The sequence below is a fragment of the Streptomyces sp. NPDC001381 genome, from assembly GCF_042895685.1.
Taxonomy (GTDB): Bacteria; Actinomycetota; Actinomycetes; order Streptomycetales; family Streptomycetaceae; genus Streptomyces.
In genome coordinates, this window is the sequence record NZ_JBIAWO010000002.1 from 100965 (window position 1) to 115950 (window position 14986).

7 protein-coding genes and 1 pseudogene are annotated in these 14986 nt (G+C 70.0%); 3 read left to right on the forward strand and 5 right to left on the reverse strand.

What is annotated here, in order from left to right; all coding sequences use genetic code 11:
- Positions 1-438 precede the first annotated feature (438 nt).
- Both ACFY2L_RS07570 and ACFY2L_RS07575 read right to left on the reverse strand, forming a co-directional pair.
- On the reverse strand, positions 439-3108 hold the full coding sequence (locus tag ACFY2L_RS07570) for a cellulose binding domain-containing protein (RefSeq protein ID WP_390821754.1): 2670 nt from the start codon (positions 3106-3108) through the stop codon (positions 439-441).
- Between the two features lie 144 nt (positions 3109-3252).
- Positions 3253-6168, reverse strand: coding sequence for a glycoside hydrolase family 48 protein (locus ACFY2L_RS07575; protein ID WP_390821755.1), 2916 nt, complete (start codon positions 6166-6168; stop codon positions 3253-3255).
- A gap of 263 nt (positions 6169-6431) precedes the next feature.
- Here ACFY2L_RS07575 and ACFY2L_RS07580 point away from each other — a divergent pair, with 263 nt between their 5' ends.
- The 3 genes from ACFY2L_RS07580 to ACFY2L_RS07590 all read left to right on the forward strand — a co-directional run bounded on the left by ACFY2L_RS07580 (position 6432) and on the right by ACFY2L_RS07590 (position 10871).
- Positions 6432-7928 carry a cellulase family glycosylhydrolase gene (locus tag ACFY2L_RS07580; protein ID WP_390821756.1) on the forward strand — a complete coding sequence of 499 codons (1497 nt, stop codon included), beginning with the start codon at positions 6432-6434 and terminating at the stop codon, positions 7926-7928.
- 88 nt (positions 7929-8016) lie between these two features.
- Entirely contained in the window at positions 8017-9744 is a 1728-nt protein-coding gene (locus ACFY2L_RS07585) for a glycoside hydrolase family 6 protein (RefSeq protein ID WP_390821757.1), read from the forward strand.
- A 149-nt stretch (positions 9745-9893) separates the two neighbouring features.
- Positions 9894-10871 carry a class I SAM-dependent methyltransferase gene (locus ACFY2L_RS07590; protein ID WP_390821758.1) on the forward strand — a complete coding sequence of 326 codons (978 nt, stop codon included), beginning with the start codon at positions 9894-9896 and terminating at the stop codon, positions 10869-10871.
- A gap of 214 nt (positions 10872-11085) precedes the next feature.
- Here ACFY2L_RS07590 and ACFY2L_RS07595 read toward each other — a convergent pair whose 3' ends face one another.
- The 3 genes and pseudogenes from ACFY2L_RS07595 to ACFY2L_RS07605 all read right to left on the reverse strand — a co-directional run.
- The gene (locus ACFY2L_RS07595; RefSeq protein WP_390821759.1) at positions 11086-11922 is read right to left on the reverse strand and encodes an aldo/keto reductase; all 837 of its coding nucleotides are present in this window, start codon (positions 11920-11922) and stop codon (positions 11086-11088) included.
- A gap of 127 nt (positions 11923-12049) precedes the next feature.
- Positions 12050-13876, reverse strand: a complete 1827-nt coding sequence (locus tag ACFY2L_RS07600) for an AMP-dependent synthetase/ligase (RefSeq protein ID WP_390821760.1) — start codon at positions 13874-13876, stop codon at positions 12050-12052.
- Positions 13877-14108: 232 nt separating this feature from the next.
- Positions 14109-14831, reverse strand: a pseudogene (locus ACFY2L_RS07605) (MFS transporter); the annotation flags it as partial.
- Positions 14832-14986: the final 155 nt, after the last annotated feature.

The window sequence follows — 14986 nt, forward strand, 5'->3', positions numbered from 1 at the left end:
GGCCCCGCACCGGCGGCTTCCCGACCGGTCGGCATGCCGCTTCAGCCGCCCGGGCCGGCAGGCCGGGGCGGAGCGGCACTGCTGCGGCCACCGCCGAAGGGGCAGCTGTCCTCCGCCACGAGTCCCGCGCTCCGGCCTACGATTTTCGGCCGTGATCTATCTCTGTGGCTGGTTCGTGGTGCATGGTGTCTCGCACGGGATCCCGCTCCACCCCCGGGTGGAATCCCGCTCTCGGGCCCTGCCGTCCCCTGAACGGCGGGGCCCGCCGCTCCTCCCGGCTCCCCACGGGAGGCCAAGCGGCTGCCCGCGTGCCGAACGCCCCCCCCGCGCCATGTCCGAGGAGGCACCGTCCGTAGCCACGGGGCGAGCGCGAACAGGGCGGCGCCCGCGAGCCCGCACACGAGGGGCGCGTGCCCGGCACACGCCCCTCGGTTCGGCTCAGGAGACCGTGCAGCTCTGGTCTCCCAGCGTGAAGGCCGCCGGTTTCGCGTTCGAGCCCGACCAGCTGCCGGTGAAGCCGAAGCTCACGGACGAGCCGGCCGCCACGTTGGCGTTCCAGGTGACGTTCCTCGCCGTCACCGCCGAACCCGACTGCGTGTAGCCGGCGTTCCACAGCTGGGAGATCGTCTGGCCGTTGGGGAAGGACCAGCCGAGGCTCCAGCCGGACCAGGCGCTCGTGCCCGTGTTGGCGAGCTTCACGTCGGCCTGGAAGCCACCGGACCACTGGTTGGTGATGGTGTACGTCACCGCGCAGGCCCCGGTCGGAGCGGGTGTGGGATCCGTCCCGCCGCCGCCCCCGCCCCCGCCGCCGCCGGTGTCGGAGGTGTCGCCGTAGACGACACCCCGGCCGTTCGTCGACACGTAGACGCGCCCGTAGATCCGCGGGTCACCGGTGATCGCGGCGCCCGTCCAACCCCATTGATGGGCGTCGTCGTTGATGCGCGTCCAGGTGGCGCCCTTGTCGGTCGAGCGGAAGATGCCACGGACCCCGGCGATCTTCGCGCTGGTGTAGAGCGTCTGGTACGAGGCTCCCGTCGCCGCCTTGCCGAAGCCGATCGTGTCGGCCTGTTCGACGGTCGACAGCTTGGTGAAGGTGGCGCCCGAGTCCGTGGAGTGCCACAGCCCGTACGCCCCGTCGCTCGCCCCGCCCGCCAGCCACACATCGCCCTTGACGCCCGGCAGCGCCTTGAAACGCACGCTGTCACCACTGGGCAGACCGCTCGCGGACGAGGCCGTGAAGGTGGCACCGCCGTCGGAACTCACGTAGAACTTGCCGGACTTGAAGCCGTAGAACGTCTTGGGGTCCACCCGGTCGGACTCGACGACCGCGCCGGAGGGGATCCCGCCGGACGCGGACCAGGACGAGCCGAAGCCGGTCGTGTACTGCACCCCCGCACCCGCCGGGCTCCACACGAACCTGCTTCCGTCGGCCGCCGCCGCGACCGTCCCGCCGCCGCTGACCCCCGAAGGATCCGTGCCCGCGAACCAGTTGGCGCCGTTGTCCGTCGAGAACGCCACATGCGGGCCGGAGTCCAGGTCGCCCACCCGCACCACCGTGTTCGGGTTGGTCTCCGCGTAGTCCAGGCTCGTGGTCGTCGTGAAGTTCGGCGAGGTGAACATCATCGACGGAACCTTGGTCAGGTCGGTGTGCCGGAAACCGCCGACGTCACCGAGGGCGCTGAGCAGCGGGGCGCCGGCCGGGGGAGAGACGAGGTCGTTGACCGCAGTCTCCTCCAGCCCCTGCACCATCGGCCTGACGGTGAACTGGCCGCCGCTGTCCCAGTTCGCCAGGTTCTCCGTGCCGTAGATCGTCGCCCCCGTCCCGTACATCATGCGGCTGGAGTTGAACGGATCGATCTCCAACGCCTCCGTCATCCAGCCCAGTTTGGGCGTCTGCTCCGGCGGCGAGGGGTTCGCGCCCCAGGTCAGCCAGGGCGACGAGGAGACGTCCATGGTGTAGCGGTTCGAGCGGTTGGGATACGACGTGTAGTCCCACGCCTTCGTCCAGGTCCCGCCGCTGTCCGTGGAGCGGAAGATCTGCGTGTCCGGCCACCAGGAGCTGTACGCGGTGGCCATGACGGTGCCGGGCTTCTGCCGGTCCACCGTCAGCCCGCTGAAGCCGTAGTAGGTGTCGGCCTCCGCCACCGGGCTGATGTCGGTCCACGTCCCGGTCGCCGTCGCGTACCGCCACAGCCGGCCCTTGCCGCCGTCGTACGGGCCGCCCTTGTCGCTGTATGCGATGTACAGATAGCCGTTGACGGTATCCAGTACGCCCTTGTGCGCCAGGTATCCCGTCGGCTGCCCGGCCAGCCGGCTCCAGGTCGCCCCCGCGTCCGTCGACCGGTACACCGCGTTGTCCTTGTCCGCGACCCCGACGTAGACCGTCTTCGTCGCCGTACCGGACGTGCCCGTCGACTCGTCGAAGGTGACCCAGACGATCCCCTGGTTGTCGCTCGCGTACCCGCTGGTGTCGCTGGGATCCTGTACGTAGTTGCCGACGTTGGGGAAGTTCGTCACCTGCGACCAGGTGACGCCCGAGTCCGTCGACCGCCACAGCCCCTTGCCGCTCGGCGCGCCCAGGTACAGCACGCTGTTCCTGTTCGGGTCGACCGCGAGCCGCTCGCCCATGCCCCGGCCGGGCATGTTCCCGCCCAGCTTGAAGGGCAGGTCCGTCTTCTGCCAGCTGGCGCCCCGGTCCCCGGATCGCAGCACGGCGCCGTTCCCCGGATCCCAGCTGTTGGTGTACGTGCCGACCGCCGCGTACACCTTGTCGGGGTCGACGGAGTCGGAGGCCAGGCTCACCACGCCGGTGTGCCCCCAGTCAGCCCAGCCGACCGAGTCCAGCAGCGGTGTCCAGGTCTTGTCCGACTCCTGCCAGCGGTAGGCGCCCCCGATGTCGGTGCGCGCGTAGGCGAGGTTCTTCTCCTTGCGGTTGAAGACGATGCCCGGGACGAATCCGCCGCCGTCGATCCGGGCGTTCTTCCAGGTGTACGCCTCGGCGGCCAGTGCCGTCTTCGGCGCGGCATCGGTGGCAAGGGCGGGCGGGCTGCCGGCGAGCAGGCCAGCGGCGAGCGCCAGCACAGCCGTCAGAATGCGCTTTCTTCGCACGGTGGGGGTCCTTCCTCGCGAAGCCATGTGGGAGGAGATCGGTGCGCAAAGGTGCGGTGCGTGCGGGTGCTGACGTGCGACTACCGGGCGGCCCCCATGCGGGAAGGGGCCGCCCGGCGCGGTACGCGGAGCGTTAGCGGGGACTTATTCGAGGAGCTCCGCGTACGAGCCCATGGCCAGGGCGATGTCGGCCTGGGCCCAGAACCGGTGGTAGGTGAAGACGGGTGCGGCACCGCCCTTGAGGTAGGCGTCGATCTTGGACCAGGCGGGGTCGTTCTTGTAGAAGGACCGGATCGAGGCGAAGGTCGACGAGGAGTTGATGGTGTCGCCGTTCGGCATCGTGCCGGTCCAGCCGCTCGGGACGTACACGCCGTCGTCGAAGCGGTTGTAGTCGGCGCGGGTCTCGGGGACCGCGATGCCGAGGGCGTCCTGGTGGTTGGTCCACATGCCGTCCAGGAGCGCCTTGGCGGTGGTCTTCGCCTCCGTGTCACCGGACTTGGCGGCGTAGTACGTCAGAGTCTTGGCGTACGCGGCGGCCACGCCGACGTCGTTGGTGTAGTCGGCGACGGTGACGTGCAGTCCCGCGTTGGCGCCGGGACTCGACGCGTTCCAGGTGTCGGGCTGGCCCGACCACTGGAGGGTGGAGGGGATCAGGAAGGTGCCGTCGGGGTTGATCGTGGTCTTGGACAGCGCCCAGTCGACCCACTTGTCGAGGACCGCCTTGGCCTGCGCGTTCCCCGTCTGCTGGTAGTACTCGGCGACCCGCTCCATCGACCACGCCTGGAAGCCGAACCACTGGTTGGACGGGGGGTCGTGGTAGACGGGCTGCTGGTCGTAGTACATGCCGTAGAAGGTCGACGTCCCGGCCGGCGGGGTCGCGTAGCGGCCTGCCCAGCTGTTGGTCGCCCCGCCGGCGATGGCGCCCTCGTTCGACTGGAGCCAGCGGTAGAACTCCACCTGCCGGGTGAGCGACTTGGCCCAGTCGGCCTGGCCCGTCGCCGACTTGGGCTTCAGGTCGGCGTAACTGCTCAGCGCGTAGGCGGCCAGGGGGTTCTGGTAGCCGCCGTGGGTGTGGCTGGAGCCGATGCGCCAGGCCCAGCCGGCGCTGGTGTCGGTGGCGCCGCCCCAGGCGTAGTACCAGGAGAGCAGGTAGTGCGAGGCGTCCTTGCCGGTCCCGGCCGGGCACGCGGTCGGGCCGACACAGTTGCCGATCTTCTTGAAGTACTTGTCGTACATGGCGTACCGCAGGTAGTCGCCCATCTTCGCGGCCTTGCCGACGGTCGCCGACACGTCACTGCCCTTGCCCTGCTGCTTCGCCCACAGGTCCGCCCAGTACGCGGCCTGCACGGCGCGGGCGTCGGCGTCCGGGGCGTTGGTGAACTTCCACTGCTTGGCGTAGGAGGAGTCACCGGTGAACAGGTCGAGATACCCGTTCCTGCCACCGTACTTGAAGGCGTCGCAGGTCGGCTGCGGAACCGTCTCCCACACCGACTCCTGCGCGCCGCGCTGGAAGGTGTTGATGTAGGACGGTCCGGTCGCGGTCGGGCCGGCCTCGCACGTGCCGGGCTCGTTGCCGTAGCCGTAGACGTTGTCGACGTCCTGGAGCCAGTGCATACCGTAGACGTCGTCCGTGCCGTATGCGCTCTTCAGTTCACCGGCGATCGGATCCGGTCCCACGGACACACCCGTGTCCAGCTTCGCCGGATACTCGTTCGGCGTGTCCAGTTCCGGCGCGTACGTCGCCGGCTTGGAGGCGTTGTAGAACGAGTTCGTCGGCTGGTCGGCGTGGGTGGGGATCATGTACTTCTCCATGATCTCCCAGGCGCCGTTGAACTTGGTCCAGTCGCCTGTCACCTTGCCGTACATCGCCTGGAGCCACAGCAGGTAGCTGTAGGCCTCCGACGTGGTCTCGTGGCCCTGGTCCGGCGCCTCGACGATCAGCGTCTCGACCGAGTGGTACGGGATGCCCTCGGGGGAGAAGTAGCCGTTCGCCGGGTTGGTGATCTTGCCGTAGAGGTCCAGGAACCGGGCGTCGTACACCTTGCTGCCGGCGATCTCGGTGACCGTCACCGAGGCCTTGGCGTGCCCCGTGGCGGTCGACTCGAAGGTGGCCGCGCCCGTGCCCGAGGCGTTCGCGGTGACGGTCACCTTCTGGGCGGTGCTCCAGTTCGACGGGGTGAAGGTGAGGGTGGCGCCGCCGGTGACCGTCAGGCCCGTGTTGCCGCCGGTGCGGGCGGTCGTGACGGTCACATTGGCCGACGGCTGGGTCGACAGCTTCAGCTCGTAGGTGCCCGTCTTGCCCTGCTGCACCGCCAGTTGGTTCGTGGAGGCGACCACGGCCGGTCCCGAGGCGACCGTGATGCCGACCGGCGTCGACGACGCCGACGCGCCCAGACTGTCGTAGGCCTTCGCCACCAGCGAATGACTGCCCACCGACAACCCGGAGGCCGACAGGGTGTAGGGCGAACTCGTGTCCGTACCGAGCAGCGTGGTGTCGTCGTAGAACTCCACCTTGCTGATCGTCGCGCTGTCGGCGGCCGCGGCGGTCGCCGCCAGGGGCACCGGGTCCCCTTGTGAGTACACGGCGCCCGCGGCGGGACTGGTCAGCACGGCGACGGGCGGCTGGTGCGCGCCGGCGCAGGTGGTGCCGTTGACCGCGAAGCTCGTGGGGGCGGCGTTGGCGCCGCTGTAGGTGAACTGCGCACCGGTGCTCACGGCGGCACCCGCCGCGATCGTCCCGTTGTAGGTGGCGTTGTTCACCGTGATCTGCTGGCCGGACTGCGACCAGGTCCCGTTCCAGCCGTTCGACAGCTTCTGGTTGCCCGTGTAGGCGTACGTCAGGGTCCAGCCGCTGATGGGGTCGGTGCCGCGGTTGGTGAGGGTCAGGTCCGCGGTGAAGCCGGACCCCCAGTCGTTGGTCTTGTAGTCCACGCTGCACTGAAGTGCCGCCGCCTGGGCGGGGGTCGAGCTGGTGCTCAGCATGGCGAGGGGAAGCGCGAGGGCCGCCACGACGGCGGTCCACAGGCGCCGCGCCCGGCGGCGTCTGCGTGAGGGATCCATGGTTCTGGTTCCTCCTTGCGGCTCGGAGCGGTGGGGGAGGAGCAACAAGCCTTGAACCAGTGGGAGCGCTCCCATAGTGATGACGGGGGTGAGAACGGTCAAGGTGCTTGAAGAGTCGAAAAGATTCGACGCTGTAAGTTGAGGGAAAGTCAGTGACTCCCCTGTTCTTTGCCGGGACTTGGCGCTAGCTTCGAGACACCAGTGGGAGCGATTCCATCAGTCGACGCGTTCGTCACGACGCGCTGAGCTGCAAGGAGTCGCTCATGCGACGCCCCCCTCGTTCAGTGTTCTCAGCCGTGGCCGGCCTGGTCGCCCTCGGGACGGGTGTGACCCTGCCGGTCATGACGGCGCAGGGAGCCACGCCCGCGTGCACGGTGGAGTACTCCGTCACCGGCCAGTGGGACGCAGGCTTCCAGGGTGCCGTGAAGATCACCAACAACGCGGCTCCCGTGTCCGTGTGGAGCCTGACCTTCGCCTTCGCCGACGGGCAGCAGGTCGCCCAGGGCTGGAGCGCCAAGTGGTCCCAGTCGGGTACGGCCGTCACCGCGGCGAACGAGAGCTGGAACGGTTCCCTCGGCACGGGCGCCGTCGTCAGCGCGGGCTTCATCGCCTCGAAGGGCGCGACGAACTCCGTGCCGACGGCGTTCAAGCTCAACGGCACCCTGTGCAACGTCGACAGTGATCCCACCCCGACGCCCACCCCGACCCCCACCGCGTCCCCCAGCACCCCGCCGGACACCGGCGACGCGCCGCCCGCGCTGCGCGTATCCGGGAACAAGCTCGTGGACGCCGACGGCGCGACCCGCCGGCTGCTCGGCGTGAACCGGTCCGGCGGCGAGTTCATGTGCGTCCAGGGCCGCGGCATCTGGGACGGCCCGGTCGACGACGCGGCCGTGCGGGCGATCGCCGACTGGAACGTCGACACCGTCCGCATCCCGCTCAACGAGGAGTGCTGGCTCGGCCTGTCGAACATCGACTCCGCGTACGGCGGTGCCGCTTACGTCGACGCGGTCAAGGACCTGGTGGCCCGCGTCGAGGCGCACGGCATGACACCGGTCGTCGAACTGCACTGGACCTACGGCCAGTACACCGGCAACTCGGCCGGCTGCTCCGACGTGCACGCCAGTTGCCAGAAGCCGATGCCCGACATGCAGTACACCCCGTCGTTCTGGACCTCGGTGGCGAACACCTTCAAGAACGACCAGGCCGTCGTGTTCGACCTGTTCAACGAGCCCTACCCGGACCGCGCGACCTCCACGACCACCCAGGCGTGGCAGTGCTGGCGGGACGGCGGCACCTGCCCCGGCATCGGGTACGAGGTCGCCGGTATGCAGGATCTCGTCGACGCCGTACGGGCCACCGGCGCCCGGAACGTGATCCTCGCCGGCGGGATCGCCTACTCCAACGACCTCGGTCAGTGGCTCACGTACAGGCCCACGGACCCGACCGGCAATCTCGCCGCCGCGTACCACGTCTACAACTTCAACTCCTGCGCGAACGAGAGCTGCTGGAACTCCACGCTCGCCCCCGTCGCCGCCCAGGTGCCGCTCGTGGCCGGGGAGATCGGGGAGAACACCTGCACGCACGCCTTCGTCGACCAGGTCATGAAGTGGTTCGACGACCGGGGCCTGTCGTACCTCGGCTGGACCTGGAACACCTGGGACTGCTCCTCCGGCCCGTCCCTCATCTCCAGCTACGACGGCACCCCCACCGCGTACGGCACCGGGCTGCGCGACCGTCTGCGCGCCCTCGACGGATAGGCGCCACCCCAGCACGAGCCGCACGACCAAGGGAACGGACAACACCCGCAACGGACAACTCCCGCAACGGACAAGGAAACCCGCACTCATGAGCCGTAGCAGAACAGCGATACTCGCCGCGCTGGCGCTGGTCGCCGGCGCCTCCGGGACGGCGCTCGCGGTGGTCCCCGGGGATCCGGGCATCGCCGCGATCCCCTGCACCGTCGACTACAAGGTGCAGAACCAGTGGGACACCGGCTTCACCGCCAACGTCACCGTGACCAACAACTCGGCCGCCAAGACGAGTTGGTCGGTGAAGTGGGCGTACGCCGGCAACCAGAAGATCACCAACGGCTGGAACGCGAAGATCACCCAGTCCGGCACGGCCGTCACCGCGAACAACGAGACCTACAACGGGGCCCTGGCGAACGGCGGTTCGGTCAGCTTCGGATTCCAGGGGTCCTACAGCGGCACCAACGCCGTGCCCACGACGTTCACGCTCGACGGCGTGACCTGCAACGTCGACAGCGGCACCGGCACCCCCACCGACCCCGGCACACCGACGGACCCGGGCACCCCCTCCACCCGGGTGGACAACCCCTACGCCGGTGCCAAGGTGTACGTGAACCCGGAGTGGTCGGCGAAGGCGGCCGCCGAGACGGGCGGCTCCCGCATCTCCAACCAGCCCACCGGCGTCTGGCTGGACCGCATCGCCGCCATCAACGGCGTCAACGGCGGCATGGGACTGCGCGCCCACCTCGACGCGGCCCTCGCCCAGAAGGGGAGCGGCGAAGAGGTCGTCCAACTGGTCGTCTACGACCTCCCCGGACGCGACTGCTCGGCCCTCGCCTCCAACGGTGAGCTCGGTCCGACGGAGATCGACAAGTACAAGACGCAGTTCATCGACCCGATCGCGGCGATCCTCGCCGACAGCAAGTACGCCGGTCTGCGGATCGTCACCACCATCGAGATCGACTCGCTGCCCAACCTGGTCACCAACACCGGCAGCCGGCCCACCGCCACCGCGGCCTGCGACACCATGAAGGCCAACGGCAACTACGTGAAGGGCGTCGGCTACGCGCTGAACAAGCTCGGCGCCATCCCCAACGTCTACAACTACATCGACGCCGGTCACCACGGCTGGCTCGGCTGGGACGACAACTTCGCCCCGTCCGCCCAGATCATGTACCAGGCCGCCACCGCCGAAGGCGCGACCGTCGACGACGTGCACGGCTTCATCACCAACACGGCGAACTACAGCGCCCTGAAGGAGAACAACTTCACCATCAACGACTCGGTGGCCGGCAAGTCGGTCCGTGAGTCGAAGTGGGTGGACTGGAACCGGTACGTCGACGAGCTGTCGTACGCGCAGGCCTTCCGCACCCAGCTGGTCTCCACCGGCTTCCGGTCGAACATCGGCATGCTGATCGACACCTCCCGCAACGGCTGGGGCGGCTCGGCACGGCCCACCGGCCCGGGCGCCACGACCAGCGTGGACACGTACGTCGACGGCGGCCGCTACGACCAGCGTATCCACATCGGCAACTGGTGCAACCAGTCCGGCGCCGGCCTCGGCGAGCGCCCGCAGGCCGCACCGGCCGCCGGGATCGACGCGTACGTGTGGATGAAGCCGCCGGGCGAGTCCGACGGCTCCAGCTCCGCCATCGCGAACGACGAGGGCAAGGGCTTCGACCGCATGTGCGACCCGACGTACACGGGCAACCCGCGCAACGGCAACAACCTGTCCGGCGCCCTGCCGAACGCCCCGCTGTCCGGGCACTGGTTCTCGGCCCAGTTCCAGCAGCTGATGCAGAACGCCTACCCGCCGCTGTCGTGACGGCGCGGTAGTCCCCGTCCGGCCGCTCCAGCTCGCAGGGAGCGGCCGGACACGGCGGCAACCGGATTTTGCCGACCCGGCAACAGAAGTGGCCCTCCCGCGGTGCGTCGGAGCACGCTGACGGCATACCGGACGAGAGGCTGACCACCATGGCGCACCACCCGCACCAGCAACAGCACGGACCCGACCACGAACACGGCCCGGGCCACGGCTCGAGCCACGGCCACGGCTCGAGCCACGGCCACGGCCCGGGCCACGGAGCCGGCCACAGCCACAGCCACGACACGGAGATCGACTGGGCGGAGATGGCCCCGCACCTCGAAGCCCAGGCCGAACTGTTCATGCCCCTGTACGAGCGGGCCCTCGCCTGGCTCGGCAAGGAGGTGACCGAGCCGGGGCTGATCGTCGACGCGGGCAGCGGCCCCGGGGTGGTCGCCTGCCTGTTCGCCGAGACCTTCCCCGGCGCCCGCGTGCTGGCGGTCGACGGCTCCGAGCCGCTCCTGGACCGGGCCGGGCAGCGGGCCGCCCGGCTCGGGTACGCCGACCGCTTCGGCACCCTCGCCGGTGATCTCCCCGGCGTGCTCGAGGAGTTGGACTATCCGGCCGATCTGCTGTGGGCGGGCCGCAGTCTGCACCACCTGGGCGACCAGCGTGCCGCCCTCGCCGCCTTCGCGGAGCGGCTCGCGCCCGGCGGAACCCTGGCGATCATGGAGGGCGGCCTGCCGAGCCGGTTCCTGCCGCGCGACCTCGGCCTCGGCCGTCCCGGCCTGGAGGCGCGGATCGACGCGCTGCAGGAGGAGTGGTTCGCGCACATGCGGGCCGACCTCCCGGGGTCCGTCGCGGTGACCGAGGACTGGTCGGCGCTGCTCGCTTCCGCGGGGCTGAAGCACACCCGCACCCGCAGCTTCCTGCTCGATCTGCCGGCCCCCGCCTCCGACCGGACCCGCGCCTACGTCGCCACGTCCCTGTCCCGGCTGCGCGACGTCTTCGGCGACGCCCTGGACCCCGAGGACCGCGCCGTACTGGACCGCCTCCTCGACCCCGACGACCCGGCGGGCGTCCACCGCAGGCCGGACGTCTTCGTACTGGCGGCCCACACGGTCCACACGGCGGTCAAGCCGACCTGACCCCCCCACAGCCGTCCGCCCGACCTGACCGTTCCCCACGACCGGTCCACGTGGCCGCCCTCAGCGGCCGTCCCGTCTGGCCGTCCCGCGGGCGCCGTCGTCGCGGCCGGGAATGCGGAGAGGGCGTGACCGGCGGTCACGCCCTCTCCCGATGCGCACGGGCGTCCGCCCGCCTCCCCGGCTGCCGCCCGCGTGGGCGGCGGAAGGTCCGGGCTCAGCCCATGTCGAACGTCGCCGGGTCCGGGCCGATGCGCCGGTCCTCGTTGAGCGCGCTGATCGCCGCCAGGTCCTCGGCGTCCAGGCTGAAGTCGAACACGTCGATGTTCTCCGCGATCCGCGAAGGCGTGACGGACTTGGGGATCACCACGTTGCCGAGCTGGAGGTGCCAGCGCAGCACGACCTGGGCCGGGGTGCGGTTGTGCTTCTGGGCGATGGCCACGATCGCCGGAACCTCCAGAAGGCCCTTGCCCTGGCCCAGGGGCGACCAGGCCTCGGTGGCGATGCCCTGCTCCGCGTGGAACTCGCGGGCGGCGTGCTGCTGCAGATGCGGGTGCAGCTCGATCTGGTTGACCGCGGGGACGACCGACGTCTGCTCGATCAGCCGCTCCAGGTGCTCCGGCAGGAAGTTGGAGACGCCGATGGCCTTGACCCGGCCGTCGGCGTACAGCTTCTCGAACGCCTTGTACGTGTCGACGTACGTGTTCCGGGCCGGCAGCGGCCAGTGGATGAGGTACAGGTCGACGTAGTCCAGGCCCAGCTTCGCCAGGGAGGTGTCGAACGCGCGCAGCGTCGCGTCGTACCCCTGGTCGGCGTTCCAGAGCTTGGTCGTGACGAAAAGCTCCTCGCGGGGCACGCCGGAGGTGGTGAGGGCCTTGCCGGTGCCCTCTTCGTTGCCGTAGATCGCCGCTGTGTCGATGCTGCGGTACCCGGCCTCCAGCGCGGTGGAGACCGCCCGCTCCGCCTCGTCGTCCGGCACCTGCCAGACACCGAAGCCCAGCTGGGGCATCTCGACGCCGTTGTTGAGGATGATCGGGGGGACCTTGCTGCTCACTAGCTCTCGATCCTTCGGTTGTCCGTCAGAGTGGTCTTCACATCCTCAACGATCACGGGCCGTCATGCATTCCTGACCGCGAATTCGTGCCCGAAGCCTGCGAAGACTCCCGCGCGGCACGCAGGACCTACGTCCGGTACAGCGCGTCGACCTCGTCGGCGTACGCGTTCTCGATCGCCTTGCGCTTCAGTTTCAGCGACGGGGTGAGCAGCCCGTGCTCCTCGGTGAACGGCTGGGCCAGGATGCGGAAGGTGCGGATGGACTCGGCCTGCGAGACCAGGGTGTTCGCGGCGACCACGGCCCGGCGCACCTCCGCCTCCAGGTCCGGGTCGCGCACCAGCTGGGCGGGGGTCAGGTGCGGCTTGGCGCGCATCTGCAGCCAGTGCTCGACGGCCTCCTGGTCGAGGGTGATCAGGGCGGCGACGAACGGCCGGTCGTTGCCGACGACGATGCACTGGGCGACCAGGGGATGGTCGCGCACCCGCTCCTCCAGCGGCCCCGGCGAGACGCTCTTGCCGCCGGAGGTCACCAGGATCTCCTTCTTGCGGCCGGTGATGGTGAGGTACCCGTCCTCGTCGAGGGTCCCCAGGTCACCGGTGGCCAGCCAGCCGTCGTGCAGGGTCTCGTCGGTGGCCTTGGGGTTGTTGAGGTACCCCTGGAAGATGTTGTCGCCGCGCAGCCAGATCTCGCCGTCGTCCGCGATGTGCACGGTCAGCCCGGGTATCGGCCGGCCGACCGTGCCGTAGCGGGTGCGGCCGGGCGGGTTGGCGGTGGCGGCCGCCGTCGACTCGGTCAGCCCGTACCCCTCGTAGATCTGTATGCCGGCGCCCGCGAAGAACAGCCCCAGCCGGCGGTCCATCGCCGAGCCGCCCGACATCGCGTGCCGCACCCGGCCGCCCATCGCCGCCCGCACCTTCGCGTAGACGACCTTGTCGAAGAACTGGTGCTGCATCCGCAGCCCGGCCGACGGCCCGGGCCCGATCCCCCACGCCTTCGCCTCCACCGCCTCCGCGTAGGCCACGGCGACCTCGATCGCCTTCTCGAACGGGCCGGACCTGCCCTCCCGCTCGGCCTTGCGCCGGGCCGCGTTGAACACCTTCTCGAAGATGTACGGGACGGCCAGGAAGAACGTCGGCCGGAACGCGGCGAGGTCCGGCAGCAGAGCGGCCGCGTGCAGTTGGGGCTGGTGGCCGAAGCGGACCTTGCCGCGGATCGCGGCGATCTGCACCATCCGCCCGAACACATGCGCGAGCGGCAGGAACAGCAGGGTGGCCGCCTCGTCGCCCTTGCGGGAGTGGAACACCGGCTCCCAGCGTTCGATGACCGTGTCCGCCTCGAACATGAAGTTGCCGTGCGAGATCACACAGCCCTTGGGACGGCCCGTGGTGCCCGAGGTGTAGATGATCGTGGCGACCGAGTCGGGGGTGACCGCCTCGCGGTGCCGGTGCACCACCTCGTCCTCGACCGGGGCGCCGGCGTCGTACAGCTCCTGTACGCAGCCCTCGTCCAGCTGCCACAGCTGACGCAGCCGCGGCAGCCGGTCGATGACGGTGGCGATCGTCATCGCGTGGTCCTCGTGCTCCACGACCGCCGCCGTGCACTCCGCGTCGTACAGCATCCAGAAGCACTGCTCGGCCGACGACGTCGGATAGACCGGCACCACCTGCGCGCCGATCGTCCACAGCGCGAAGTCGAACAGGGTCCACTCGTAGCGGGTGCGGGACATGATCGCGACCCGGTCGCCGAAGCGGACGCCCCGGGCCAGCAGGCCCTTGGCGAGCGCCAGCACCTCGTCACGGAACTCGGCGGCGGTCACGTCCCGCCAGTCGCCGTGCTCGTCCTTGCGGCCGAGCGCCACATGCAGCGGGTCCTCCTGGGCGTGCCGGAAGACGACGTCGGCCAGACCGCCGACCGGCGGTGCCAACGCCAACGGAGGGTTGGTGAACTCTCGCAAACCCGGCACCCCGCTTCTCATGGCCGCACAGCGCCGAAAGCTACCCCACCCTCGGACCGGGCGGGAGGGGGACGGAAAGCGAGCGATGCTCTCGTCTGCGCTGGTCAGTGCTGGAAAATGGGCTCACATGGGGAAGGGTCGGACAGAAAACTGACGGAAGAGTAAGTTTCGGTGCCGTAATCTCCACCGAATCTGCCCGTCCCGCTTACGCCGCCCGCCCCTCCCCACGAGGTCACGGACGGTGCGCCGCCTTCTCCTCGATCAGCGACGGAGCCGCTGATTCCGTTACTCCGCCGGCGGCCGCGCGCGGCGCCCGCACCAGGGCGAGCACCAGGACGCCCGCGGCCAGCCGCGCGCAGCCCGCCGTCACCAGCGCCGTGTCGAGTCCGGCGGCGAACGCGGCACGCAGGGTGTGCCCGGGCGCGACACCGCGGAGGGCCGCCGCACCCCCGCCCGCCAGTGTGTGCGCCGCCCCGCGCGGCAGATCGTCCGCCATCCGGGACGTCAGTACGGTGCCGAACACCGCGACACCGAGCGCGTACCCCAGCTGCCGTACGGTGTTCACCGCGCCGCCCCCGCCACGGTCGGCGAGACGAAACCGGTCCCCACCCCCACCAGCGCGAACCCCGGCACCGGCGCCCGCCAGTCCGACCCCGCCCCCAGCACCGCCTGGGCGAAGCACCCGGCGCCGATGAGCAGCAGTCCGCCCCCGATGGCCAGCCGCGCCGGAACCCCGTGCAGCCGCTTGCCCACCACCACCGTGACCATGGCGGCCACCGTCATCGGCAGCCGCGTCAGCCCCCCGCGCACCGGGCTCATCCCCAGCATCGTCTGCATCCACATCGACATGTACGGCGTCACCCCGAACGCCACCCCGTTGAAGGCCAGCGCCCCCACCATCACCCCGACGAACGCCGGCCCGGCGCAACAGCGCCGGATCGAGCAGCGGATGCGCCGGTTCACCGAGGTGCGGGATGTGATATCCGGTATCCGGTATGCAATCTGCGGTCCATGGTCTGCGATACCTGGTCTGCCGTCTGCCGTCTGCCGTCTGCCGTCTACCGTCTGCGGACCCGGAGCTGTGGGGTGCGTGCTCGGTATGCGATATGC

Coding starts and splice junctions, on each gene's coding strand:
- ACFY2L_RS07580 (WP_390821756.1), top strand. CDS start 6,432: ATGCGACGCCCCCCTCGTTCAGTGTTCTCAGCCGTGGCCGGCCTGGTC.
- ACFY2L_RS07590 (WP_390821758.1), top strand. CDS start 9,894: ATGGCGCACCACCCGCACCAGCAACAGCACGGACCCGACCACGAACAC.
- ACFY2L_RS07585 (WP_390821757.1), top strand. CDS start 8,017: ATGAGCCGTAGCAGAACAGCGATACTCGCCGCGCTGGCGCTGGTCGCC.
- ACFY2L_RS07575 (WP_390821755.1), bottom strand. CDS start 6,168: ATGGATCCCTCACGCAGACGCCGCCGGGCGCGGCGCCTGTGGACCGCC.